General features: G+C 42.0%; 20 protein-coding genes, 1 tRNA gene and 3 pseudogenes. 9 read left to right on the top strand and 15 right to left on the bottom strand.

The window, feature by feature from the left end:
- Positions 1–19 precede the first annotated feature (19 nt).
- The 12 genes and pseudogenes from GKR74_RS03010 to GKR74_RS02955 all read right to left on the bottom strand — a co-directional run bounded on the left by GKR74_RS03010 (position 20) and on the right by GKR74_RS02955 (position 14332).
- Complete coding sequence (locus GKR74_RS03010; protein WP_154602471.1) at positions 20–1726, bottom strand: ABC transporter permease; 1707 nt, start codon at positions 1724–1726, stop codon at positions 20–22.
- On the bottom strand, positions 1710–2744 hold the full coding sequence (locus tag GKR74_RS03005) for a Fe(3+) ABC transporter substrate-binding protein (RefSeq protein WP_154602696.1): 1035 nt from the start codon (positions 2742–2744) through the stop codon (positions 1710–1712). Before GKR74_RS03005 ends, GKR74_RS03010 begins: the two co-directional genes overlap by 17 nt.
- 451 nt (positions 2745–3195) lie before the next feature.
- Positions 3196–4137, bottom strand: a complete 942-nt coding sequence (locus tag GKR74_RS03000) for a fimbrial protein (protein ID WP_154602470.1) — start codon at positions 4135–4137, stop codon at positions 3196–3198.
- Positions 4128–4637: pseudogene (locus tag GKR74_RS02995) on the bottom strand (fimbrial protein). Before GKR74_RS02995 ends, GKR74_RS03000 begins: the two are co-directional and overlap by 10 nt.
- A 34-nt stretch (positions 4638–4671) precedes the next feature.
- Positions 4672–5175 (bottom strand): fimbrial protein, encoded by a 504-nt coding sequence (locus GKR74_RS02990; RefSeq protein WP_230086558.1) that lies wholly within the window; start codon positions 5173–5175, stop codon positions 4672–4674.
- Positions 5176–5218: 43 nt separating this feature from the next.
- Positions 5219–7855, bottom strand: coding sequence for a fimbrial biogenesis usher protein (locus GKR74_RS02985; protein WP_154602468.1), 2637 nt, complete (start codon positions 7853–7855; stop codon positions 5219–5221).
- Between the two features lie 85 nt (positions 7856–7940).
- Positions 7941–8639 (bottom strand): fimbria/pilus periplasmic chaperone, encoded by a 699-nt coding sequence (locus GKR74_RS02980; RefSeq protein ID WP_154602467.1) that lies wholly within the window; start codon positions 8637–8639, stop codon positions 7941–7943.
- 64 nt (positions 8640–8703) lie between these two features.
- Positions 8704–9240 (bottom strand): fimbrial protein, encoded by a 537-nt coding sequence (locus GKR74_RS02975; protein WP_154602466.1) that lies wholly within the window; start codon positions 9238–9240, stop codon positions 8704–8706.
- 77 nt (positions 9241–9317) lie between these two features.
- The gene (gene fimA / locus GKR74_RS02970; RefSeq protein ID WP_154602465.1) at positions 9318–9866 is read right to left on the bottom strand and encodes a type 1 fimbrial major subunit FimA; all 549 of its coding nucleotides are present in this window, start codon (positions 9864–9866) and stop codon (positions 9318–9320) included.
- Positions 9867–10012: 146 nt separating this feature from the next.
- A pseudogene (locus GKR74_RS02965) lies at positions 10013–10291 on the bottom strand (helix-turn-helix domain-containing protein).
- Positions 10292–11378: 1087 nt separating this feature from the next.
- On the bottom strand, positions 11379–13667 hold the full coding sequence (locus GKR74_RS02960; protein ID WP_154602464.1) for an FdhF/YdeP family oxidoreductase: 2289 nt from the start codon (positions 13665–13667) through the stop codon (positions 11379–11381).
- A 588-nt stretch (positions 13668–14255) separates the two neighbouring features.
- A tRNA-Arg gene (locus GKR74_RS02955) sits at positions 14256–14332 on the bottom strand.
- A 188-nt stretch (positions 14333–14520) separates the two neighbouring features.
- Here GKR74_RS02955 and folD point away from each other — a divergent pair.
- Both folD and ybcJ read left to right on the top strand, forming a co-directional pair.
- The gene (gene folD / locus GKR74_RS02950) at positions 14521–15378 is read left to right on the top strand and encodes a bifunctional methylenetetrahydrofolate dehydrogenase/methenyltetrahydrofolate cyclohydrolase FolD (protein WP_036952132.1); all 858 of its coding nucleotides are present in this window, start codon (positions 14521–14523) and stop codon (positions 15376–15378) included.
- A 17-nt stretch (positions 15379–15395) separates the two neighbouring features.
- Complete coding sequence (ybcJ, locus tag GKR74_RS02945) at positions 15396–15608, top strand: ribosome-associated protein YbcJ (protein WP_108478314.1); 213 nt, start codon at positions 15396–15398, stop codon at positions 15606–15608.
- Between the two features lie 45 nt (positions 15609–15653).
- On the opposite strand, the pseudogene GKR74_RS02940 reads toward ybcJ, so the two are convergent.
- Together GKR74_RS02940 and cysS are read right to left on the bottom strand one after the other, a co-directional pair.
- Positions 15654–16757: pseudogene (locus tag GKR74_RS02940) on the bottom strand (protein-tyrosine phosphatase family protein).
- A 391-nt stretch (positions 16758–17148) separates the two neighbouring features.
- Positions 17149–18537: a cysteine--tRNA ligase gene (gene cysS / locus GKR74_RS02935; protein ID WP_154602462.1), complete on the bottom strand. Its 1389-nt coding sequence runs from the start codon at positions 18535–18537 to the stop codon at positions 17149–17151.
- Positions 18538–18837: 300 nt separating this feature from the next.
- On the opposite strand from cysS, the gene ppiB reads away from it, so the two are divergent.
- The 5 genes from ppiB (at position 18838) to GKR74_RS02910 (ending at position 23227) form a co-directional block, all read left to right on the top strand.
- Entirely contained in the window at positions 18838–19332 is a 495-nt protein-coding gene (gene ppiB, locus GKR74_RS02930) for a peptidylprolyl isomerase B (RefSeq protein WP_006659258.1), read from the top strand.
- A gap of 11 nt (positions 19333–19343) precedes the next feature.
- Positions 19344–20066, top strand: a complete 723-nt coding sequence (gene lpxH / locus GKR74_RS02925; RefSeq protein ID WP_154602461.1) for a UDP-2,3-diacylglucosamine diphosphatase — start codon at positions 19344–19346, stop codon at positions 20064–20066.
- A 186-nt stretch (positions 20067–20252) separates the two neighbouring features.
- Complete coding sequence (purE, locus tag GKR74_RS02920) at positions 20253–20768, top strand: 5-(carboxyamino)imidazole ribonucleotide mutase (RefSeq protein WP_154602460.1); 516 nt, start codon at positions 20253–20255, stop codon at positions 20766–20768.
- Entirely contained in the window at positions 20768–21853 is a 1086-nt protein-coding gene (gene purK / locus GKR74_RS02915; RefSeq protein WP_154602459.1) for a 5-(carboxyamino)imidazole ribonucleotide synthase, read from the top strand. The genes purE and purK overlap by 1 nt, the downstream gene beginning before the upstream one ends.
- A gap of 120 nt (positions 21854–21973) precedes the next feature.
- Positions 21974–23227 (top strand): MFS transporter, encoded by a 1254-nt coding sequence (locus GKR74_RS02910; RefSeq protein WP_154602458.1) that lies wholly within the window; start codon positions 21974–21976, stop codon positions 23225–23227.
- Positions 23228–23335: 108 nt separating this feature from the next.
- On the opposite strand, the gene GKR74_RS02905 is transcribed toward GKR74_RS02910, so the two are convergent.
- Positions 23336–24703: an esterase-like activity of phytase family protein gene (locus GKR74_RS02905; protein WP_154602457.1), complete on the bottom strand. Its 1368-nt coding sequence runs from the start codon at positions 24701–24703 to the stop codon at positions 23336–23338.
- 301 nt (positions 24704–25004) lie between these two features.
- Here GKR74_RS02905 and GKR74_RS02900 point away from each other — a divergent pair, with 301 nt between their 5' ends.
- Together GKR74_RS02900 and GKR74_RS02895 are read left to right on the top strand one after the other, a co-directional pair.
- A complete protein-coding gene (locus GKR74_RS02900; RefSeq protein ID WP_154602456.1) occupies positions 25005–25499 on the top strand; it encodes a hypothetical protein in 495 nt (164 codons plus the stop codon).
- A gap of 3 nt (positions 25500–25502) precedes the next feature.
- On the top strand, positions 25503–25796 hold the full coding sequence (locus tag GKR74_RS02895; RefSeq protein ID WP_154602455.1) for a hypothetical protein: 294 nt from the start codon (positions 25503–25505) through the stop codon (positions 25794–25796).
- The last annotated feature ends 29 nt before the right edge of the window (positions 25797–25825 follow it).

Genomic DNA, 25825 nt, shown 5'->3' with positions numbered 1-25825 from the left:
TTCCTTAACATAATTATTTTTATTGAGACGACCGTTTTGATTGAGATGAAGTCAACTGACTGCGCGCTAGGAGGATCACAGGCAATGTTCCTGCTAGCACAATTAATAGTGCCGCGATCGCGCCTTCTTCATAGGTTCCTCGCGCTGCCTCTGCATATAACGAGGTTGCTAACGTCTCAAAATTCACCGGACGTAACAGTAATGTGGTCGGCAACTCTTTCATCGCATCCGCAAAGACCAACAATGCACTGGTGACAAGTGCCGGACGTAATAGTGGCAGGTGCACACGAAAGAACGTTCGCAGCTCGCTTTCCCCTAGCAGCCTTGAGGCTTGCTCCATACTCGGCGGAATGCGGGTTAACCCAGCATCAATCGCCCCAATGGAGATAGCCATAAATCGAATTGAACAGCAGATAACCAATAAAATTCCCGTAGATAACAGCGGTAATCCTCGAAAATCCAATAGCTCAGCAAGAAAATTATCCAATGCCATACCCGGTGTTAACAAGCCAATTGCCAACACCGTCCCGGGTACTGCATAACCCAGCGAAGCAATTTTCATCAAGGTTCGTCGCCATTCTTGAGATGAACCGGAAATCGCGCTCGCTCTGGCATACCACGCCACCACAATGCTCACCAATGTCACAACGATGGTGACACCCGCCGCCAACAATAATGAGTTTTGTAATGACTGTAACAGGCTGCTTGAGATTGTCATGCTGTCACTGATGCGTTTAAGACTTTCCCACCCCAAAAATAGCGCTGGCGCTAAAAAGCCTAACACGACGGGTAGCGCGGTGACGCACGTCGCTAATATGGCTCGCCATCCCGTCAAACGCGATGGCAAGATCCCGCGCATTTGCCGCCCAGTACTGTAGCGCTGATTTTTTCGACCGTAATATTCTAATGCTAACAGCAAAATAATCACGATTAACATCGAGCAGGCAATTTGCGCCGCAGCGGGTAGATCAGAGCGTGTCACCCATGTGGTGTACACCGTCACGGTCAATGTATTCACACCTAAAAATTCCGATGCGCCGATATCATTGAGGGTTTCCAGCAGAGCGAGGCTAGTACCCACTACTAAGGCAGGTCGCGCCATGGGTAGCGCCACTCGGAAAAATGTTCCCGTCGAGCTGAGCCCAAGGGTTCGAGCCGCTTCCAGCAAATGGGCTGGCTGGCTCATAAACATGGCTCGCATGGTCAAGTAAACATAGGGGTAAAGCACCAGACCAAGCAGCAAAATAGCGCCCGTCATCGAACGGAGATCAGGCAGGCGGAATTGGCGCGGTGAGTCGTACCCTAAAACGCTACGAATAAATTCTTGAATTGGTCCAATAGGATGCAGTAAATCTAACCATGCAAACGCCACAATGTAGGTTGGCATCGCTAGAGGTAGTAACAGCGCCCAGCTAAACAGCTTTCGACCTGGGAAATCAAATGCAGTCACCAACCATGCACACCCCGCCCCAATGGTCATCACCATGGCGCCAACACCCAGCAATAAAATTAAGGTATTTAAGGTGGCATCGGGAAGCACATAGCGCATCAAATGTTCCCAATGGCTGAATCCTGAGCTTGCAGCCAGACCTAATAAAAACAACAAAGGGGTCAGAACGCCGAGCGTAATGACCACCACAGAAAGGGTTAATGGCGAGAAACCAACGCGCGGTAACCCGAAAGCCCCGCGCGTTGAGGTTAAGCCAGTTTTATTGATCGAATCCAACTTTATCTACCAACTGACTCGCTTGTTTACGGTATTTCACAATTTCAGTAAGTGGAAGAGTATCCACATTAATTTCACCAATCGCGTTATTGATAGTGGCATCCAGTGGAACGCCTTTGCGAATTGGGTATTCATAGTTTGCTTGCGCGTACAGTTGCTGTGCAGGAACAGAAACCAAATATTCCATCAACTTAACCGCTTCGGCTTTGTGAGGAGCATGACGTGCAACGGCTGCACCAGTGATGTTGACGTGCGTACCGCCATCGGTAAAGGTTGGCTGAACCACTTTGATAGCATCTCCCCATTTACGTGCGTCAGTGCCTTCTTTGGCATTTTTCATGTGACCCACATAATAAGAGTTCGCTAAACCAACATCACAGATACCGCCAAGAATATCACGCGCGACATCACGGTCTCCGCCCGTCGCTTTACGGGCTAAGTTGGCTTTCACACCGCGTAACCACGCTTCCGTTTTCGCTTCACCGTCGTGGGCAATCATTGCCGCCACTAACGCGGTGTTATACGGGTGCTGGCCTGCACGGATACAAATCTTGTCTTTCCATTTTGGATCGGCTAAATCTTCGTAAGTGATGCTAGTTAACGGCAAATCTTTTTCCGCATACAGCACGCGAGCGCGCATCGATAAACCAAACCATTGGTTATCTTTGTCGCGTAATGAAGCAGGAATAGCGTCAGTTAATACTTTTGAATCCACAGGCTGGGTAACGCCTGTTTCGACTAAATCGATGAGATTCCCTGCATCCACTGTCATTAATAAGTCCGCAGGGGAGTTTTTACCTTCCGCTTTGACGCGCTCTAGCATACCGTCTTTGACATAGACAGTATTGACATCAATAGCCGTTTCTTTGGTAAAGGCATCCAGTAGTGGCTGGATCAGTCCCGGCTCACGAGTGGTGTATAACGTTAGGGAATCTTTTGCCATAGCAGGCAGTGCGCAGGTAACAATAAGCGATGAGGCCAACGTAATTAAACGTGTTTTATTACGTAAAAAATACATTTTTTTCAACATGTTGCTATCTTCTCCAAGGTGAAGTGATGCTTAAACTAGTATATTGAGTATTTTTAACTGGTCGAAAAAAGTATATTGATAACCAATCTCGTTTGCAAATTATTTTCATCGGTTAATAATACGCATTAATGACTATTAAAATTTATTTATAATTTATTATTTGGTATTTATTCTTTTGTGAAGGATTTTTTGCGGGTGGTCTGCGGTCTGTATTCAGGTTTTTTAAAATAACAGTCAATATTACCAAAACGATAATGATGACAATATTCTACAGTAATATTAATAGGTTAAGGTCTCAGTGATGGGTAAATGATAAAAGATCCACTGCCCCCTATCACAACGGATCATCCGAATTTCTGATGAGCATATGAATCTTTATTTAAAGCAAAAAGGCTCAAGATATTTCTTCTTGAGCCTTTTCATCTATCTAATTCATTCACTAATCATACATAAATGTCACGCCAATCACCGACTGCACTTTCCCTGCGGTCACCTGACCTTGAGTTCTAGAATATCGTGCGCTTAGTCCTAAGTTCACCGCTGAACTTCCTACTCGACCTAACTGGACGTTTTGGTTTGCTGGGATCGCATTACCATTGCGAACCATTTGGATCCCGACCCCTTTTGCAGCATTAGCACCAGACAGGGTATTAGCAAAAATATTGCTGCTCGTATCTGTTGTACCTGTTAAATAATAGGAGATGTTTTGACTCGAAGCGCAATAGATCGATAAGGGTACCGGCTGAGCACTTCCCGGATATTCCGGTAAGTTGACCACCACATTACGCGAAGAAACATCACAGCCACCAATAGGTACCACAACATCATTGTTGGCATACAAATTCCATGTAAAGGTCGATGTATTGACGTTACCGCCCCCCACGATGTTAGAACCAACTTGGTACATTACCAATGTTGCAAAGTGGGTTCCTCGGTTAACCACTACACCACCCGCCGCAGAAATGGGGGTTAAATACAATTGGGTATTCCATGCGGTGTAATTGCCCGATGGAAAATCTTGCTGGTGAGTTGGGTTAGTCAAAGGGAACGTATAGCTTAAGCCATAATATCGCAATGAGCCTCGAAAGTTATTCAATACCCCACCATAAGCGGAACCACGGATCATGTTCACTTGGTCACGTCGCGCTGATGGGTCATCGTTCTTACAAAATATTGAATTTGACAAATCGACTACTAAGTTTTGACCCGCTTGAACACTTGGCTGCAAGTTAACATACGCATTGGCGGTCACTGGGCTTTGTGTGTAGCTTAAAACGTTTCCTGTTGAGTCGTAACAGGTAAAAGCATACACCGAAGAAACACCGGCAAAATAGATAAATGCGTTAACAAAGATTAATTTAACTAGCTGTTTTATATTCATAATATTGCTCACAGATACGTGTAGGTGACATCAATTGCCGCTTGGATGGTGCCTTGTGTCGCCCCGCCTCTCACCGATATTGCTCTTACTTGTAAAGGAAAACTGGTTGAAAGCGTTGCATCGCTGACTGGCATGCGTTTTTGTGCGCCGTTATTTAAATTATTGCCCGATGAATCTTGAAGTTGCAGCTGGATATTGCCTGCCGTACCTTGGTTTTTGTAGTATCCCACCGAATCAGCGACACCTTTAAAGGTCGCCATAACTACCGATGTACCAACAGGGCAATTGGTCAAATCCAGCGACACAGTATGCCAATCCGATGCCGACCCCGGTGAGGTCAAATTGAACGTGTAAAGATCACCCAGATCCACATTAGCCGTCTTAGTTGATACCGTACAAGGTTTCGCAACAACGCTCCCATTCACTGTCACGGTTACGTCAGCCGCGTGTGTGGAGGTTATTGATGAAGATAACAGCCCCAAAAATAAAGCTGTCATCATTGTTGATTTATACGTCATTCATCGCATCCTCTATTTACTGGAATTCGAGCGTAAATGTGGCGGTTGCTCGAATATGCCCTGCCGTAACGGGCAATTTTGACGCCATTAAACGTGCATTGAAATTGAGCGTATTGGCTTTTCCTGCCACTAAAGGCGTCCATGCAATATTATTTGAGTCCGCATTTAGGACTAATGGGTCTTTAGCACTGTCTAAAATCTGAATGCCTGCCCCTGTCGCATTTGCGCTACCGGGTTCTAATGCCAGCAAGGTTTTGTTACTCGAATCTGCAATACCGACAAACCCGACTTTGACTGCTGTTACCGCAGAACCGCAAGGTGTTAGCTCAATACGAAACGGTACTGTTGGCGTCACTTCCCCCACTGAGTGCAGCTGTTTCACCGCATTCAGGAGCAAATCCACCACTTGATTTTGTGAGCCAGGAGCCACGGCACAAGTGTTATCTCGTACATTGCCTGTAATGTTAATCGTGCTATCCGCCGCCAATGCATTGGAACATAAGCACAAAGAGGTCAACATTGAGGCAAAGAAAATATTCGATTTATCAAACACTATGGGCTCCTTAGAGACACTCGGCACTATACTTACTGAGGATTTCATATTGGCTTTCTGCTGGCAGTGTGTAATTGACCTTACACTGAGCATCCGCCCCATCTCCCCAACGTGCGATTAATTGTCCGGTTAACGGCAAACCAGTTAAGTAAACTTGCCCATCTTCCGCCACAATATTGCCACCACTGTTTTCACCAGAAGAAACAACCGAACCGAATGGCACCGGTTTTCCATGGCGAGTTAATGTCATCAGAACTTTGACCCCAACTTTCGGTTGGAAATCAGCGCGAACGACAGCACCACGAGTTGGCACCACATTCAGGACGGGATCATCCAGATCCACGTTGTTCGCTAACGTATTGGTATTCAAAGCAATACGGTTTTCACGATATTCAGTGGCATAAGGTAATACCGCATAGCCCCGCCAGTCAGTCTCAACCCCAGTTTGGTTTTCGACTTTCACATGTCCCGCACCCGGCGCTTTCACTAATACCACGGTATCGTTCATTGGCTGACTCAGCGTTAATCCATTTTCATGGGCTAAGACGCCCCCACTCACACCGTAGTAAACTTGGCGAATATTATCGGCATAGCTATAACCGACGTTGGCATTTCCATAAGCCCCGCGATAGTTCAGAGATGTATAACCCGTTCCTGAAGAGTTACCTTGCCCACCGCCTGCATACCCAGCTTGAACGCTATAACTTAAGTTATTGTCTTCCAATAACGTTCCGTATAAACCGGCGGTGTTATTTACGCGACCTTTGAGATCATGCGAAACATTGTAACTTGCGCTGGCATTACGCCAGATAGACTGACTGTCTGAACGTAACCAATGGCTAAAGGGAATGTTGACGTTCAATGCCAGCATTTGGTCGTTGCCATCCTGCCATGAGTTTTTGGATAGGCTGTAACTTAATCCCCAGCTAATCCCTTTAATCAGCGTGTTAATCCCTACCTGTAATTGCTTATCCGCTTTACTGGTATTCCAATACGTTTCATGACTTCCCGTCACATACATCGTGGATTGCTCACCCAGCTGCTGGGTTAGAGTTAACTGAATTTTTTCGCGCTTGTTATAAGCTAAGTTGTAATAGTCAGAAAACTTAGGTGTCACTTGGATAATGCCGTCTTGCGTCGCAAGGTTATACCCTGACATCCGCTTGTAGGTCGTATCCGCAAATGAGTAGTAACCCTTTGTTGAGTACCGGTAACCCGCCAGCTGAATGATCGTGCCCGTTTCATTCAGAGACTTGTTATATAAGAAACGAATTGACTGACCTTGATGGTTGCTGTCATCCGGCAATTTGGCATTAGCATGGGTAATATCGATAGATAGCGCCCCAAAGACACCGATGTTCTTACCCACCCCTGCGTTAAAAGCTTGGTAGCGATTGGCTAACTGAGTTCCGCCATAGAGCGTCCAGCCATATGACAAACCGTGCAGTAACGTAGTTTGTAAGAATGTCGGTTTTTCCTGATTGCCGCTTCCCGAACGGTAATCCCCTACAGTGACGGCATATTGAGTATGCCCTTCACGTTGGAGCAACGGAACGGATGAATATGGCACGGTAAAGCTCTGTACAGATCCATCCGCTTCAGTGATCGTCACATGCAAATCACCACTATTCCCCGCAGAATAGAGATCGTTAATTACAAACGGTCCCGGTGGGAATGTGTTGCGATAGATCTCATAGCCATTTTGCTTAACAGAGACATCCGCTGTGCCGCGAGCGATCCCTCGGATCACGGGCGCAAATCCTTTTTGGCTTTCAGGCAGCATATTGTCGTCCGAAGCTAATTGGATGCCTCGGAAGTTAACGCTGTCGAAAATTTCGCCCGGTGTGTAGCTATCACCCAGCGTTAAACGAGAGCGGATCACATTGATGCCGCGCTCTAAATAGGTATTGATATGTTCCCAGCGAGTTTCACTATTTGCTGTGCCTGTGCTGTGGCTCCATGTGGAGTTATCTCGTAAGCGCCACGCGCCAAAGTTTAAACCACTTTGTAAATTCAAATAGTTATAGCTACTGTGCTTTCCGTCTTGGTTACGCGCACTGCTTCCCGTCAGGCTATAGTTTAAAATACCTGCAGTGATCCCTGAATCCCAAAGCTCCGGAGGAATAAAACCTCGTGCTTTGTCTTTCATAAACAGCTGTGGAACGGTGATATATAACCGTTGTAAGCCCACATCAAATCTCGCCGTTGAATCCTTCACGGTGGATGATAATGGTTCACAGGTATCTTTGGGCTTCGTCTGTAATTCTGGCAGCGATAATGTATTGATCCCCATCTTGGCCAATTCATTAGGCGTTAAACAAGGGGATAGCTGTTTATCATTTTTATCCAGAACAAAATTCACGTCCCGGGTAAGTAAATAGCCATCATTAAGATAGACATCAACACGATAAGTCCCTTCAGGAACTTCTTGCCCTTGTTCAAACGCAGATAAATCTGCGACTGCTGAAGGATCATCCGCTAAGAAACGGGGGTTAAAATATAACTCTGCCGTCGCCCATGTTGGATAAAGGCATGCCCCTATCAAGAATGCCAGCGGAACCAAAGGAAAATGGCATTCGAATCTGCATCCCAAAAATGATCCTTTTTTTGAAATTAATAGCCCTTTTTCAGATGTCAGATGTGACATGTCCCCTCCGCTCAACAATGTTGCTCAGCAAATTTCCAATTTGGAATGATGTTTAATTATTTTCGAGAAATAAAAACGTAAGTTTTTACTGCATTTTTCCTGTCATTTTCGGCGTTAGTGCGCCGTAATCATTAATGGTTTGGTAGCTAATAGCACCATTTCCATTAGAAGGAATATTCACTGACGCATCACCAAATGGAGGAACAAGCACATTATCCAATTTTGCTGCACCGATTTTTAAATCTGTGACAGTGGCAAAATAAGGCGTTGGGTTAACCACAATCAGTGAGCTGCCTTGGCGCTTAAAGCGTAATTCTTCAGCCACTTTATCCGGTGCAATAGAGAGACCTGTAGGACGGTAATACAATTTAATACGGCTAATAATCGCTAACTGCAACGTATTCTCGCTCATGTTCGCTTTGTCCATTGCTGGAATCGCTTTCACATTCAGCCAAAACAGCGTTTCTCTGTCTTTCGGCAGTTGGTTATTGGTCGCATCAATAATGCGCAGTGTATTTTCTTTAACACCTTTCATCGTGAAAAGAGGTGGTGTAATCGCAAATTGGCTATCTTTTTGGCCATTGGCATTTTCAACCCACGATTGGATCAGAAAAACGCCCTTTTCATCATTATTGGTCACGGCAAGTTGAACCTGCTTTTGATCCGCAGGATAAATCACTCGCGTTGCACCTAATGCAACACCTGCATAAACCTGAGTGGACACGGTCGAACAGAGTAAAAGTAATAAGGCGGTAATGAACTTATATGTTTTTCTGGTTTTCATGTTTACATCTGTCCTTTTTTTACTAAAAAATGAAATCAATATGTCACTGTCTTTTTCGATATTTTTATTCATAAGTCAGTGAGAATAGTGCTTGGGCATTCGCTTTTCCGCCCATGATGTTCTCGCTCGTCGAGCGATACTTAGCAACAAAATGCAACGTCATATCCCCATCACGCAGATTAGCTATTTTACGTGGAGCACTATTCACCGGAATTAAGGTATTTTTTGAATCAAAAATGGCTACTCCTACACCTTTCGCGGTGCTAGGCCCATCGCCGATGGAAAAAATATCTGGGTTCCTTTCATTAGCCACACCGTTGAAGGTTATGGATATATACTCACTGACCGCATCGCTACACTCTCGTAGGTGAAGATCAAACGCAGTCGGTGCTGAATCTTGACCTGGAGCCTTGAATGCATTGGTGCGCACTTGCCCCATATTCACTACCAAATTACGATCTGAAGTTTCAACAGTGCAGCCTTCTGCAATTAACTCCCCTTGAAAGCGCATCCCGCCACCAGGAAGTTGAACTTTCCATTTATTCCCAGCTTGCAAAAATGGAGAAAACAGAAGGAGTGAAACTGCCAGCAGCTCTCTCATAAACTTCCACCTTTTGGTTCGTGAATAAAAGCCATCCTTGGCTTATCAAATGGGATATCCCTAATCCTTTTTAATGATTACTCGTATTGAACTGCGAAGGTTGCATCTGCGTTAGCAACACCAGCAGTTGTAGCACCCAGTGCGAAGTAACGAGCTTGGAATGGCAGAACGTTTGCACCGTCATTCAGAGTGATAGGGTTACTGAATGTTGCACCATCCAGACCCAGAGGCGCGCTCTTGCTATCTAAAATTTGGATACCAACGTTAGTCGCTGCACCTGAAGCTGAAGAAGCAATCGATAAAACAGTTGGGTTAGTTGCATCAGCCGCAACACCTTTAAAGGCAACTTTTGCAGAAGTAGCAACTGTTGTATCACAGTCATTTAATTGGATATTGAAACCAACAGGACCACTGGTATCGCCTAATTTAGCTAATTTAGCAGTACGAAATTGGCCTAAGCGAACAGTTTGCTCCACAGAACCAGCATCAACAGCACACGCTGCATTCACTAGCTCACCTTTAAAGTGTACTTGACCGCCGTTTACGGTTGTTGTTGCAGCCATTGCAGCGACTGAACCTAAAGATAAAGCTGAAATAACAACAAGTGCTAGTGATTTAACTTTCATAATATTTCCTTATGTATATTTATTAAGTACATCTTGATAGAAAAAAACAAATACAGACTTCATGACACCATAATTAAAACGACCGAATTTAATTAAATTGCCTAAAACAATTTAATTAAATTTGAATGATTTTAAAAAATAAGGGTCTATCACTCTATTTTAGAGTGTTTGTATACACTAGAATCAAACAGATACTTCATTTTTTCGAAAAAAACATCTATATCTCTGCTACTCATCTCAAGTGCATTAAATAGTATGATAAGTTTGTCGAATGATATATTATTCACGCCATTTTCATACCGAGATATTTGCTGCTGGCTTACATTAATACGCTTCGCCAATTCACTTCCTGTTAATCCTGTGCGCCTACGGTAGTCTTTTAACATCCTGCCAATATTATTTGATAATGGTTCATAATCTCGCATTTCAAACCTCTCAGATCATATTTCGCTGATTATTTTTTTATATTATCGATATAGGAAAATACTCTTCAGCTGTTATTAAGTTATAGAATTAAAACTGTAGTTAAAAATTGTTTTTTTCGATCGAAAAAGAGCTATTTGATATACGCAGGCTATCAATCATAAACATTAATTCATTTAAATCAATAAATGATCAAATATGAGTAAAAAATTAAAATATACAAATCAACACTTTATGAGCATCTAAAAATACCAAAATAAATAATTGAAGATATTTCTTTAAATGAAATAAGACACGTATAACACGATATACATGTGAAATAGACACAATAATTTACAATAAGGAGCAATATATAAAAACAAAACCGTTAATTAATGGAAAACAATAACCAGCACATTACAATTAATTCGCAAAGATAAAGATAAAAACAAATCGAAAAAAGATAATCGATATTTGAATATCCGTAGATTTATAAAAAAATAATAAAACAGCACAAAAGCGTAATACCCACAAAAAACCTAAATTACGCGTTGAAAATAATTTTCAAGAAAAACAAAAAACTGAATTCATTATAGCCTCATATAAGAATAATCCTAGTAAGAGTTAAATAAATATGTAAGTAATTATTACACCCACTATTTCACCTTTATTTCGTGTTTTTAATTATATTATTTAAATTAAATTTAATAATTTTATAACTTTGTAGATTAAATAATCAGGTGTCATTGTGAAATATCAAGAAAACCTATTCATTAACTATCAATTATTTATTTGATGATTTATTCAACTCGAATCACTGAACTAAAAGCTCAATATATACATTAAAGATAGTTTAGAAATAATAATGCAATTGATCAGTATAAATACTAAGTAACATTGTATAGGTTTTTTATAGAGCTCCTAGGAAAGCTGGCTCGCCTATGTTGTGAGAGTTGAGTCGATAGCATTAGAGAACGATTGGATAAGGAAAGCAATAAAGATACTCGGAATAACAGAAGGGAAATCGGTATTATTTAGACAACGTCGTTGATATGCCTTTAGAGGGTCAAATAAACCACCCACTATAGGGGTGGTTAGAATTTAAAACAATTAGGATACGGCACTTGCCTTCTCTAAAATTACTGGAATATTTTTATACGCAGGAATACCACATTGAGGGTCAAAGTTATCAAGTGCTATCAAATTATTTGCTTCAGGAAAATAAGTGGCAACACAGCGATCAGCCATATCATAGATAACCACTTTTAGATTATCTAAACGACGTTTAGTCCTATTTTGTCGATTATCCAAGGCAATAACATTGACTCTATCACCCGCAGATAATTTTTGTTTTTTTGCCTGAGCTTCACTGATAAAGATGACGTCTCTCTGTCCAAAAACACCACGATAGCGGTCATTCATTCCATAAATAGTTGTATTGTACTGGTCATGACTACGTATAGTTGCCAAAACTAATTCGCTATGTGTCGCAGACTCTGGATCTTCAATGACACCTTCAGTTGTTATAAAGTTTGCTTTACCTGATTGAGTTAACCACTTACGCTGAGCCGCTGCATTTGTTAAATGAAAACCGCCAGGAATTCGGATTCTTTTGTTGTAATCTTCAAAACCTGGTAATACAGCTTCCATTGCATCACGAATTTTATCGTAATCATCAATGAAATCATCCCATTCAACTTTTGAGTTAGGAATCGTCGCTTTGGCGAGACCAGCAACAATGGCACATTCAGATTTTAAATATGGGCTAGCAGGTTTTAGCTTGCCATGTGAAGCATGTACCATTGACATAGAATCCTCAACAGTAATGCTTTGCGGACCTGATTTTTGAATATCTACTTCTGTACGACCTAATACAGGAAATAAAAATGTATTCTTTGCCGTCAACAAATGTGACCGATTAAGTTTGGTCCCAATATGAACAGCCATATCAAGTTTTTTCATTCCACTGTAGCACGCATCTTTATCCGGCATTGCAACAGCAAGATTCCCACCCATACAAATCAATGCGTTGACTTTCCCTTCAGAGATTGCTTGCATGCTAGCCACGGCCGCATGACCAAAAGCGACAGGAGGCTTAAAACCAAAGCGTTGCTCAATTTTGTCTAGAAAAGATTGGCTTGGCTTTTCGGTTATTCCAACGGTACGATCGCCTTGCACATTAGAATGCCCTCTCAATGGACAAATTCCCGCACCATCCCGACCAATATTACCTTTCAATAATAAAAGATTGATCAGTTGCTGAATATTTTGAGTGCCATGCTGATGCTGCGTAATTCCCATTCCATAACAGATAATAGTGCTTTTTGCTTCAATATAAAGTTGAGCAATTTGTTCCATTTCATCGCGAGTCATGCCACTCACAGATAAAATATCATCCCAAGAAGTAAACAATACATCGTGCTTAAGCTCCTCGAAACCAACGGTATGAGTACTTATAAATTCATTATCTAATATAGGCGCTTGACCTTTTGCTACCGCCGCATCGTGATGCTCAATAATGATGCGAATAACACCCTTAATTAATGCAGTATCTCCACCAATTCTAACTTTATAGTAATATCCTGCGAGAGGCGTGGACTCTAGCGCCAACATCTCAATTGGATCTTGCGGGTAAGTGAATCGTTCTAACCCTCTTTCTTTTAAAGGGTTAATTGCGATAATTTTGGCACCTCGTTTTGATACTTCACGAAGTGAACTGAGCATTCGAGGATGATTCGTTCCTGGATTATGTCCAATACAAATCACTAAATCAGCCTTGTCAAAATCGTCAAGTAATACCGTACCTTTACCCACACCTATTGAGGCGGCAAGCCCGACACTTGTCGGCTCATGGCACATATTTGAACAATCTGGAAAATTGTTGGTTCCATACTCTCTGGCAAAAAGCTGATATAAAAACGCAGCTTCATTTGAAGTTCGACCTGAAGTATAAAATTCAACAGAATTAGGATCTGAGTAATTTGATAACCGTTGACCTATTTGAGCAAACGCATCGTTCCATTCAATTTTTTCATAGCAATCTGTTTGCTCATTATATTTCATTGGGTGAGTTAGACGACCTTCATTTTCCAAGTCATAATCATTCCACGTTAACAATTCACTAACGGTATGTTTCGCAAAAAACTCAAGTGTTGCTCTCTTTGCCGTGGCTTCCCATGCCATCGCTTTTGCACCATTTTCACAGACATCAAACGATGCACTATGTTTAGGGTCGGGCCATGCGCAACCTGGACAGTCAAAACCTTGGGGCTTATTCATTTCAAACATAGTAATAATATCGGGTACAATATCCATCTGCTCGCGTATAGCTTCAGCGACAGCTTTAACTGCCCCCCAACCCGCCGCAGGTCCAGTGTAATTTTCGATTTTTTCTTTCATTTTCATTACTCTTTTAAATTTAAATGTAACAAGAAATAAACGTTATTTTATTACAGTGTAATTATGATTAATGTGGAGTGACGAATACCGACTTATCTTTTTTTGAATATAATTCAAAAAAAGAAATATTATTTCATAGATAACATATCAAATAGGATTATTAATAATAAGGAATTATCTTCCATTAATAACTTTTATTTTATTGGCTATAGATTAAAACTCTAATGAATTAAAAAAAATATAACATTATCAAATGAATACGGGGTTTTATATACATAATCTTGCTCTATTTTAAACAAACAGGATGTTTTTCAATATAATATAATTCAATTAATGAAGTGTTAAATAACAAAATTAACATTTAAATATTATATGGTTTAGTTTGAGCAGAAAGCACCATATTCATCACCTAACAAGGATATCAACATCCAAAACCCACAACTATTTTAGGTATTAATGATGAATTACCTTATAGTTGAATAGGTAGACGTTAATTGAACGAAGAAAGGCTAAAATCAGCTGATTCCATGAATTTTAGGCATAAAAAAAGACATCCGTGATGTCTATTGATATGCGCTTACTTGAGAATGGTACGCCCTACAGGATTCGAACCTGTGACCTACGGCTTAGAAGGCCGTTGCTCTATCCAACTGAGCTAAGGGCGCATTGTGTGCGCAGACAGCCTATCTGGCTGATGGCGTTGAATTATACGGTTGCTGAGCGCCGAGTCAATGGCTTTTCACTACTTAAATAACGATATGGTTACTTTATCTATCAGATAGACCTGACATTGCTAGCAAGTTCTGACAAAATAGAGGCATCCCCCGTGTCTCATATATGGATTAAGTTACAGATGTTAGCAAAAATTATTGATGGGAAAACGATTGCGCAAGCAATTAGACAGGAAGTTGCTCAAAAAGTACAAACTCGTATTGCCAATGGTAAACGAGCTCCAGGGCTTGCCGTTATTCTCGTAGGCGCTAACCCCGCTTCTCAAATTTATGTTGGCAGTAAGCGACGTGCTTGCGAAGAAGTTGGCTTTATTTCTCGCTCCTATGATTTACCAGACACGACCACTGAAGCTGAATTGCTCAAGCTGATTGATGACCTTAACCAAGATAATGAAATTGATGGCATCTTAGTTCAGTTACCATTACCTGCTGGCATTGATAACGTCAAAGTGATTGAACGCATTCATCCCGATAAAGACGTCGATGGTTTCCACCCTTATAACGTCGGTCGCTTATGTCAACGTGCCCCTCGCCTGCGTCCTTGTACGCCAAGAGGGATTGTTACCTTACTTGAGCGTTATGACATTAATACCTACGGTTTAAATGCCGTTATCATTGGCGCATCAAATATTGTTGGTCGTCCGATGAGCCTTGAATTATTATTAGCGGGCTGCACCACCACCGTCACCCATCGCTTTACCAAAGATCTCGAACAGCATGTCCGTAATGCGGATTTACTGGTCGTGGCTGTGGGTAAACCTAACTTTATTCCGGGCGAATGGATCAAACCGGGCGCTATCGTTATCGATGTGGGTATTAACCGCTTAGAAAATGGTAAAGTGACTGGAGATGTTGATTTCGATGAAGCGTCAAAACGCGCTGCATGGATCACGCCAGTACCGGGCGGTGTTGGGCCAATGACCGTGGCTACACTGATTCAAAACACGCTACAAGCGTGCGAAGAGTACCACGATATTTAATGTAATTTGGAGTCACAATGGATATTTTTCATCTTGATGGTCATCCCCATATCGAGCTATGCGACCTGCTAAAAATTGAAGGTTGGGCAGAAAGTGGTGCGATGGCAAAATCAATGATTGCTGATGGCTTAGTGCAAGTTGATGGCGTTGTTGAAACGCGTAAACGCTGCAAAATTGTCGCAGGCAAAGTCGTTTCTATGGGAAGCGAGCAAATCAAGGTACAAGAGTAGTTCTAACCACATCCTTGATGGAGGTAAGCTGAGACCCAATTCAGCTTACCTTTTGTTATCCCATCAAAATCCCCACTTACTGCTTGTTTTTGTTGGGGATAATGGTGCATTTGTGAATTCTTGTAATTGCCTATATTGCGCTTCATTCTGAACCATATTCGGACTTCCTGTCTCCCGCAACGCTAATACGATATTTTCCATCGATAGTTTATTTCCAGCCTTTCTCCACTGCATACTTGCCGCTAATACCCCTGTTCGACCAATACCCGCTTTGCAGTGAATAACGGGAAGCGGCTTATTTCCTCCTTCTATATCTACTCCTTGATTTTTATAGAGTTCAAATAAGCTGCCTTCATTAATTGTTCCAATAATCCGGTTTAATTTAATTAATTCCTCGGTTGACACCGTTCCACCATCATCCCAATTAGTCACGTGGATTACAGGGATTGAATGCTTTTTATAGCCATTAAAAATATCCATTTTATATTGGCTAAACTCTAATGATTTTTCTCCTACATTGATTTGTTTAGGTTCTACTTTATAGTCTTTTTTTTCTCGCCTAGTGGTAACTTCAATGGCGCCATATTTTTGATTACTCATAAAGTAAGGTGGCAGCTTATCTTTTTGAAAAACAGAACCGTGGATCTCTTGTTTTGATGCTAAGACAACTAATATCGGAGTCTTGTTTGCCATGAGCATAGATAGATGATTTTCAATGGCTTGAGCATTATCTTTGGGGTATTGGCAGCGAATAGCTAAATTTTCCCCATTAATTTGTAGTCGATTAGCTGCGAGAGGCACAATGGATTTATCGGCACTCCGTATTGATATTTGCGTGTGTTTCGCACTACCAATATTGGGATATCGCTGCCCTCTATTCTCCGTATCGTATTCAATGTTTTTTTCATTCAGCAATAACTGCGTTTTTTCAGTCAATTTATCGAATACCGAAACTTGGGTAGCGGCTTCTATATTTAATTTCAACTTTAGCCTATTTTTTTTGACGGATTTTGCTTCAGACAAGTGAGGGCTAAGTTCGGAGATATTTTGGATAGAATGAATACGCTTAGGGAAATGGCTTGCAGTTGATGATGCAGGAAATTCTGTCGATTGAGATACGGTTAGTCGATTAGCGTTTATTGGAAACATATTTATCCTTATCTATGTTTTCATTGTGAGTGAATTCACCATTTCGGTGACCCAATGTTAAATTCCACTGTTAATATTTCACTCAACATTATCGATAATCTCCCACCCCTCGCTTGCAAATTTAGCTGTAATTCCCATAAAAAAACCCACCAAAAATTGATTATTTTTAGTGGGTTTTGTTCTTATTTGTTAGCCTGATTAACCTGAATTCTCTAAATTATTCAAATTGTAGGCAAACAGGTATTACGTGAAAAACGATAAAGGACAATATTCTAAATAGTTCGTGTTGTGGCTAGGCGGCTAGCAAGGATATCTCGGGGAGCATACATAAGTATGTGACCCGAGTAGCTGAGTGACGCCAACAACGCCACAGCGCGAAATATGACGAATATTATTTGCGACGCCACGTAGTGCCAGCAGACGAATCCTCCAACACAATTCCCATCGCTGTTAAAGCATCGCGTGCCTGATCCGCCAGCGCCCAATCCTTACTTTGACGCGCATCGTTACGCTGTTTAATCAGTGCTTCGATTTTTGCGACTTCCGCATCATCTTCGCCTTGTGCGCCACCTTGCAGGAAAGTTTCAGGATCTTGCTCTAACAGCCCCAGCACTTTTGCCAGCTCACGTAATTGAGCCGCCATGCCATTTGCTGCATCCATATTTTCAGTTTTCAGGCGGTTTAATTCACGCGCCATATCAAACAATGCCGAATAAGCTTCTGGTGTATTGAAATCGTCATTCATCGCTTCACAGAAACGGCTCTTATACTCTTCGCCACCTGCTGGTGCAGCTGATTTATCCGTACCACGCAGCGCGGTATACAGACGCTCTAACGCGGTGCGGGCTTGCTTTAAGTTCTCTTCGGTATAGTTCAATTGGCTACGATAGTGACCCGAAAGCAAGAAGTAACGTACAGTCTCTGCATCGTAGTACTCTAAGACATCACGGATGGTAAAGAAGTTATTAAGAGATTTAGACATTTTCTCTCTATCAACCATCACCATACCGGAGTGCATCCAGTAATTAACGTACGGGCCATCATGGGCACAAGTAGATTGTGCAATTTCATTTTCATGGTGCGGGAACATTAAATCTGAACCGCCACCATGAATATCAAAATGGTTGCCTAATGTTTTGCTGTTCATTGCCGAACATTCAATATGCCAACCTGGACGACCTAATCCCCAAGGCGATTCCCAGCTTGGTTCACCCTCTTTGGACATTTTCCATAACACGAAGTCCATTGGATTACGTTTTACATCAGCCACTTCAACACGGGCCCCCGCTTGAAGCTGGTCTAAATCTTGGCGAGATAATAAGCCGTAATTTGGATCAGTTTTGACTTCAAACATCACATCGCCATTATCTGCAACATAAGCATGACCGCGCTCAATCAAGCTTTCAGTTAGCTCAATGATTTCATGAATATGGCGAGTAGCACGCGGTTCGCTGTCTGGACGTAGGATATTTAATGCATCAAAATCTTTGTGCATTTCCGCTAACATGCGCGTCGTTAACTCTTCCACGCTTTCATTATTTTCAGCGGCACGTTTAATGATTTTGTCATCAATATCCGTCACGTTACGCACATAATTCAGGTCATAACCTAAATAGCGTAAATAGCGGCTAATTGCATCGAAAGCCACAAAGGTACGACCGTGACCAATATGACACAAATCGTAAATGGTGATGCCACACACGTACATCCCAATCTTTCCAGCATGGATGGGTTTAAATTCTTCTTTTTGACGACTCAGTGTATTGAAAATCTGCAGCATCTTTTTATTTCCATTTTATTAGTACGTGTATATCTATCATACATCAGATTATCGCGATGTTGAGGATAAAATATCCAGATTCAACCTTACGAAAATAGCACGGTATTGAATCGCGATCACCCGAAGAAAGCAAGGTTAGCACCTGACTTTATCGCCTGATTTATTAGGTCACTGTTATGGGATAACCTATTTTGCAAACACACTGTCGCTTCAAGTCAGGTTTTATCTGTGATATAAACTTGCTGATCTCAACGCTTTCGCAAGTTAGCGCATAAAAAACAATTATTCAGGATAGCTATTATGGTTACATTTCATACCAATCACGGTGACATCGTTATCAAAACTTTCGCAGACAAAGCACCTGTCACTGTCGAAAACTTTTTAACCTACTGCCGTGAAGGTTTCTACAATAATACCATTTTCCACCGTGTTATTAACGGCTTCATGATCCAAGGCGGTGGTTTTGAGCCGGGCATGAACCAAAAAGACACTAAAGCGCCTATCAAGAACGAAGCTAATAACGGACTGAAAAACAGCCGCGGTACATTAGCAATGGCTCGTACTAACGATCCACACTCAGCAACAGCACAATTCTTCATCAACGTCGCTGACAATGACTTCTTAAACTTCCGTTCAGAGCGCCCAGATGGTTGGGGTTACTGTGTATTTGCTGAAGTGGTTGAAGGCATGGACGTTGTTGACAAAATCAAAGGCGTTTCCACAGGTCGCAGTGGTTTCCACCAAGACGTACCTCGCGAAGACGTAGTGATTGAAAAAGTGACTGTCAGTGAGTAATCCCTGAATTTATGTCCACTTATATCATTGCAGACTTGCATTTAAGTGAAGATGAACCGGCGATCACCGCCGGTTTTCTTGCATTTATTGAACAGCAAGCCATCCACGCCGACAGCCTGTATATCCTCGGTGATTTTTTCAATTATTGGATTGGCGACGATGATAATACCCCCTTGCATCAGCAAATCGCTCAAGCCTTAAAACAGCTGAGTGAACGTGGAATTCCTTGTTATTTCATTCATGGCAATCGCGATTTTTTATTGGGTCAACGTTATGCAAAGCAGTGTGGCATGACCATTTTGCCCCAAGAAACTTTACTTGAACTTTATGATAAGCGTATTTTAATTATGCACGGCGATACGTTATGCACCGACGATGCCGCTTATCAAAACTACCGTAAAAAAGTCCATACTCCTTGGATCCAACGGGTATTTTTACTTCTACCGCTCTTTATTCGCCGCCGTATTGCGCAAAAGATGCGTCGCAATAGCCAATATGCCAGCAGCATGAAATCCGAAGCCATTATGGACGTCAATTCCAACGCGGTGATTGATGCCTTAAACCGCCACCAAGCACAATGGATGATCCACGGACATACGCATCGCCCTGCTATCCACGAGATTAATATCGGTGGTCAACTTCATTTTCGTGGAGTTTTAGGCGCATGGCACAGCGAAGGTTCCGCCTTTGTGATCAACGAAAACGGCATTGAGCTTATTTTCTTTCCTTTTTAACATAGTTTCCTTTTTAGCATTCCTATCTTGATAAAGACACCTAGGTAAATTGTTGGTCGTCAGTACGACCGTTTGCTTACTTTATAATCACGCAAACGTTTTCCTTGTCCAATTACCGTGATATGATCGGGGCAATTCACATTCCCACCCTCAGGGTGATATTTTTCAATACAGGGATCACACCAAATGACTGCCCAAGTTCCTGCTCAATCTGCGGCAAAAATCGCCATTGTTATGGGTTCTAAAAGTGATTGGACAACCATGCAGCATGCTGCTGACGTGCTGACCGAACTGCAACTGCCTTTCCATGTTGAGATTGTTTCTGCACACCGCACGCCAGACAAACTGTTTTCTTTTGCTGAAAATGCCAAACATAACGGCTTTGATGTGATCATCGCAGGTGCCGGTGGTGCAGCCCATTTACCAGGAATGTTAGCCGCCAAAACGCTGGTTCCCGTCCTTGGTGTCCCTGTACAGAGCGCGGCATTAAGTGGTGTCGATAGCCTGTATTCTATCGTTCAAATGCCAAAAGGCATTCCCGTTGGCACACTTGCTATTGGGAAAGCAGGCTCAGCTAACGCCGCTCTGCTAGCCGCACAAATTTTAGCCACTCATGACAGCGAACTATTCAATCGCTTATCCGCATGGCGTGAAGCACAAACCAACGACGTATTAAATAACCCAGATCCGAGGGAAGCGTAATGAAACCGGTTTGTGTCCTTGGTAACGGTCAATTAGGTCGCATGTTGCGCCAAGCAGGCGAACCGCTGGGTATTTCTGTCTTTCCGGTTGGGTTAGATGCCGAGCCTGAAGCCGTTCCTTATCAGCAAAGTGTGATCACTGCTGAAATTGAGCGCTGGCCTGAAACCCCATTAACCAAAGAGTTAGCACGTCATAATGCATTTATTAACCGTGATATTTTTCCTCGGTTAGCTGACCGCTTCCCACAAAAAAGCCTGTTCGACTCGTTAAATTTATCGACGGCACCTTGGGCACGATTAGAATCACCAGACCAATGGCCTGAATTATTCACTACACTTGGTGATTTTTTAATCGTCAAGCGCAGAACGGGTGGCTACGATGGCCGTGGTCAATGGCGTGTTCGCCCCGGTGACGAACAAAACCTCCCAGCGGAAATTTACGGTGAATGTATCGTAGAGCAAGGGATCCCATTTGATGCTGAAGTCTCCGTGATTGGTGCTCGTAGTCAATCCGGCAAATCCGTATTCTACCCAATCACCCATAATCTTCACCAAGAAGGGATTTTACGCACCAGCGTCGCTTTCCCTGATGCAAACCCTGCCCAGCAACAACAAGCACAGGCGATGCTCAGTGCCGTGATGGATGAGTTAGGGTATGTCGGTGTGATGGCAATGGAATGTTTTGTGGTTGGCGATAAACTGCTGATCAACGAAATCGCCCCTCGCGTTCATAATAGTGGACATTGGACTCAAAACGGCGCATCTATTAGCCAATTCGAGCTTCACTTACGCGCGATTTTAAATTTACCGATGCCGACGCCAGAAGTTTTCAGCCCGGCTGTGATGGTCAATTTAATTGGCACTGATGTTAACCAAGAATGGTTAAATCTACCTTTAGTCCATTTACATTGGTATGAGAAAGAAGTGCGCCCTGTACGTAAAGTGGGTCACTTAAATCTGACTCATAGTGATGTTCATCAACTCGAAAATACCCTCGATAGTTTGATCCCAATGCTGCCAAATGAGTATAAAAGTGGCATTGAGTGGGCAAAAACAAAATTAGGCTGGTACTCTCGCCAAAAATAGGGAAAATAGCGCTATTCGTGCCCGAGAGTAATATTTCGGGCATTGTGCTATTTTTGCCCTACTTTTATAGTGATTACTTGTGAGTGATGACTAACTCACTAGGGCGCCACTGGAGTACATATGCCAGAAACACAAGCCTCACCGTTTAGTCCGTTATACCAATGGTCGATTCTTATTCTCCTCGGACTGGTTTATTTCCTTGCTACTGCCACCACCTTCACCTCATTAGGCGTAGTATTACCGAGTATGATCGGCGAATTAAAGTGGAGTTGGACTGAGGCAGGCTTTGGTTTTACTTTACTCGGGTTAACCTGCGGTTTAGCGAGCTTTCTACCCTCATTGCTAATACGTAAAGTCGGTGTTCGTCTCACGCTGCTTTTAGGTATGCTGGTGTTCTGCTCTGGCTTCTATAGCCTCTATTCCACCGAAGCTATTAGCACCTATTTCTTAGGCACTGCCTTGATTGGCATCGGGTTTACACTATTAGCGACCGTTCCGGGCACCTATGTACTTTCTCGCCTATTTGAAAAACAATCTCTGGCATTTGGATTGTATTTCACAATTGGCGGATTAGGCGGCGTTGCCGGTCCTTGGATTTACTTCTACGCATCGAATCAATTAGGCTCTTGGCGGATGCACTGGGTATTGTGTGCAGTTTATCTGAGTATTGTCACCATCATCACTATCTTGGCATTGCGTGAAGGGAAAAAAGAACAAGACCACGCCAAGAAAATAATGCAAAAACAAGTTAGTCATGCGAATAAGCCTATTTATCGTACCGCTGAAGTTTGGACAGTTCGCCGAGCATTACGCACTTGGCAATTCTATTTAATTGCCGCAACTTATACCTCTTTCTTATGGTGCGGTATTACAGTAAACAGCTTTGCAGTAGCGCACATTGAAGAACGTGGATTTGGCATGACTATCGCGGTTTCTTTGCTGAGTACCATGGCGTTTGTGAATGCATTTTCGCGCTTCTTAGGGGGCGCAGCGGGTGAATGGCTGGAGCCGAAACGTTTATTGATTGGTAGCCTAATTATCATGGTGCTTGGCGTCGTGGCACTAAGTATCTCCACATCATGGTTCTGGCTGATTTTGTTCGTGATTTGTGTGGGTGTCGGCTACGGCATGACCTTCTTAGCGTCCAGTGTTTTACTGTCCAATTATTTTGGGCGCGGACCTTATTTAGAGTTGTTCTCCGTCGTCAATTTAATCTCAACAATTGCCTGTTTAGCGCCATTTATCGCAGGGGCAATTAAAGATATTACGGGTAGTTTTACCCCTGCATTTTTAACCATCGCCGCCCCTGTCATTGTCATTCTCTTTTTTACGTTGATGATGAAGCCCCCTGCTTTAGAGGCAAAAAAAGATTAACCCCTAAAAAGAAAAAAGCTCGGGGATAACCCGAGCAAATATCAAACCAAGGGAAAAACAAGGATCCATTTACACGTTCTACTTCTTACCTGCATAACCGATTACGCATTACTTCAATAACTCTGGTACTTTCAACAAAATAAATTCATTATCATCCGCTTGATTGGGTTCACGGCTGGAAGAGAACGGGTAGTTATTATCGTTACCGACGATAATATGTTCATTATCGACTACATCCACGTTTTCAATCGTAAAGAATGGGAAGGTAAATACCCCATCATTTAGCGGTTTTCTGGCTAGCTTATTAGGATCTTGGATATTCATCAGGTCAACATAGGCTTGCTTATCCACTGCTCCACCTGCATTGTTATCCGAAAATTCAATGCGATAAACACGTTTAAATTTGGCTAAATTGCTAAAGCAATTTTCTTTGTTTGTTGTGCCTTCCGCACATGCTTTATCCGCAGTGCCTTCGCCATTATCACGTTCGATAATCAAACCGTGAGTGTCATCAATCAGGTTAAAATCACCAATAGCATTTTGATTATCTTCAAAAACATATAACCAACTGCGCCCCGTCCAATCCTGTTTTTTCACATCAAATTCAAGAATACGCGCCGCTTTTTTACCATTCACATTCTCATAATCTTGCTTATCTTCCTGCCACAAAGCGCCTTCCAGCATTGGATAAAGTTTGGTGCCATCCGGCGATGATGCCATTCCCTCAAAACCTTTTGAGCGATTCACTTGAAAAGTCACTTTATCCGCAGGTTTACCTGGCGTTGTCAGTGTGTAGTGGTCAGGAGAAACAACTTTCTTGCCTTCAACTTGCGTTTCAAATAGCGCCAAAACCTTGCCATCTAAATCCATTTTGATGAGATAAGGTCCAAATTCATCTCCCACCCACAAGGCTCCATCGGCAAATTGAAAACTTTCCGGATCAAAGTCACTGCCCGTTAAGTAACGCTGTTCACTGCTTTCGTTAATAATATGAAAAGGAATGATTTTATTGGGGTCGTGGAAAAAAATTGTTTTCAACGGATTGGCTTTTCCCGTTTTAAAATCAATATCATATTGAGTTAAATAGAGCATAGAATCGGGGGAATTCATTTTATTCCCAAAACCATTATCCGTCAGAACCCAATAAGTACCATCATCCATACGCTTGATACCCGAATGTCCTTGTAACGGCTGCCCCTTGATAGGCACAAACTTACCTGTTGGGCGTCCATCGGACTTCCCTTCAACTTTACCCAGCGTATCAACACGGGTTCCTGTGGTGTATTTGCCGCTGTATTGCATATCGGACGGTGCATTTTCCGGCGTTGGTACTATCGCATCCACCGATAAAATGGCATGCCCTGCGAGAGTGGCTGGAACTTGTTTTTGAGCAAACCCTGTGGTGCTAAAAGAAAGTAATCCCATCAGTAAAGAGAGTGATGTCAGCTGAAATGTTATTGGAGTTCGGCGAGCCATTGTTATTTTCCTATTTAGTCGCATCAATAATTGACACAGGAATCATAACCACGGTGAATGAAGGTTTTGTGAAGGATTAGAGACAGTTCGTTTAATAGCGCCAATAACTCTGGCAATATTTATCTGAAAATAGCCAGCAAAAATAATCTTTATCAACAACTATGCTAATATCCATCTCCATTTTCACGTTGAGACTCAATTAATGCTCAAGAAAAAAATCTTTGATAACAAACTAAGAGTTTTATATATAATAATAAGCTCATTACTATTATGGATATCGACTATTAATATAGAAATTATAATGAACAGCAATTATAATTTCACATTATTCTCCTACTATGCCTCTGTCGCCACTATCATTGCTTTATTAATTACTATAATGGAAGTTATTCACAATATTACCATTTCAAAAAGCATCAAGGACAAATCATTATTTACCTTAAATAAATTCAAAGGCACTACAGGGCTAAGTTTATCTCATGAATGTATTTTTTATTACAACCAGTCATTAGATAACCTATCTAGTAAAAAATATGCTTTGCTTGTCACCAATTTCACTATAGCATTCAAATTACATTTGAATATTGCTAACAATTTCATGTCCATCATCGATAAAAAAGAATTCGATAATGAATTAATTAAGCTGAATGAGTTAGAAAGAAAGATTAACGCCACAAGAAATATAACACCTAAATGCCCTTTAGGTAATTCACAGATGCAAGATATTTCAGAGTCATTACTCTATGCCAAACAACTTATTGAATCCAAATACACCTATAAAAACACTGAGGAATAGTTCATGTTACCCGCCGCTATCACACATTTTGTAGAACAACTCATCAGCGAAACGAGATCAAAAATAATTAGTTGGAAATATATTTCGGAGAGTGACGAGGTAAATTTAAATTATAAAGAGATGAAAATTAATGTCGGTTATGAGTTCGATTTTAGCCAAGAGGTTGGTGTTTATAAAATACAGATTGCACAATCAGATGGCCGAGTATTTTACTTTTCCGTTTCTGAATTTGATGTCGGATACATAAACTTAAAAAACTTATACAGCGAAGCTCAAGCATCCGATTTTCATTTTTAAATAGAATAGCCACGAAGGTGGCTATTCTA

The sequence above is a fragment of the Providencia sp. wls1914 genome (assembly GCF_009706645.1).
GTDB lineage: Bacteria > Pseudomonadota > Gammaproteobacteria > Enterobacterales > Enterobacteriaceae > Providencia > Providencia zhijiangensis.
Note: the sequence above shows the minus strand (reverse complement) of the source record. Positions and strands in the feature narration are given on the sequence as shown.

Bases quoted from the DNA above. Each gene is read 5' to 3' on its own strand.
- ppiB (WP_006659258.1), top strand. From the start codon at position 18,838: ATGGTTACATTTCATACCAATCACGGTGACATCGTTATCAAAACTTTC.
- GKR74_RS02980 (WP_154602467.1), bottom strand. From the start codon at position 8,639: ATGAAAACCAGAAAAACATATAAGTTCATTACCGCCTTATTACTTTTA.
- GKR74_RS02985 (WP_154602468.1), bottom strand. From the start codon at position 7,855: ATGTCACATCTGACATCTGAAAAAGGGCTATTAATTTCAAAAAAAGGA.
- GKR74_RS03000 (WP_154602470.1), bottom strand. From the start codon at position 4,137: ATGAATATAAAACAGCTAGTTAAATTAATCTTTGTTAACGCATTTATC.
- GKR74_RS02900 (WP_154602456.1), top strand. From the start codon at position 25,005: ATGAACAGCAATTATAATTTCACATTATTCTCCTACTATGCCTCTGTC.
- GKR74_RS02905 (WP_154602457.1), bottom strand. From the start codon at position 24,703: ATGGCTCGCCGAACTCCAATAACATTTCAGCTGACATCACTCTCTTTA.
- ybcJ (WP_108478314.1), top strand. From the start codon at position 15,396: ATGGATATTTTTCATCTTGATGGTCATCCCCATATCGAGCTATGCGAC.
- fimA (WP_154602465.1), bottom strand. From the start codon at position 9,866: ATGAAAGTTAAATCACTAGCACTTGTTGTTATTTCAGCTTTATCTTTA.
- purK (WP_154602459.1), top strand. From the start codon at position 20,768: ATGAAACCGGTTTGTGTCCTTGGTAACGGTCAATTAGGTCGCATGTTG.
- GKR74_RS02990 (WP_230086558.1), bottom strand. From the start codon at position 5,175: ATGTTGACCTCTTTGTGCTTATGTTCCAATGCATTGGCGGCGGATAGC.
- GKR74_RS02975 (WP_154602466.1), bottom strand. From the start codon at position 9,240: ATGAGAGAGCTGCTGGCAGTTTCACTCCTTCTGTTTTCTCCATTTTTG.
- GKR74_RS02895 (WP_154602455.1), top strand. From the start codon at position 25,503: ATGTTACCCGCCGCTATCACACATTTTGTAGAACAACTCATCAGCGAA.
- GKR74_RS02960 (WP_154602464.1), bottom strand. From the start codon at position 13,667: ATGAAAGAAAAAATCGAAAATTACACTGGACCTGCGGCGGGTTGGGGG.
- cysS (WP_154602462.1), bottom strand. From the start codon at position 18,537: ATGCTGCAGATTTTCAATACACTGAGTCGTCAAAAAGAAGAATTTAAA.
- GKR74_RS02910 (WP_154602458.1), top strand. From the start codon at position 21,974: ATGCCAGAAACACAAGCCTCACCGTTTAGTCCGTTATACCAATGGTCG.
- purE (WP_154602460.1), top strand. From the start codon at position 20,253: ATGACTGCCCAAGTTCCTGCTCAATCTGCGGCAAAAATCGCCATTGTT.
- lpxH (WP_154602461.1), top strand. From the start codon at position 19,344: ATGTCCACTTATATCATTGCAGACTTGCATTTAAGTGAAGATGAACCG.
- folD (WP_036952132.1), top strand. From the start codon at position 14,521: ATGTTAGCAAAAATTATTGATGGGAAAACGATTGCGCAAGCAATTAGA.
- GKR74_RS03005 (WP_154602696.1), bottom strand. From the start codon at position 2,744: ATGTATTTTTTACGTAATAAAACACGTTTAATTACGTTGGCCTCATCG.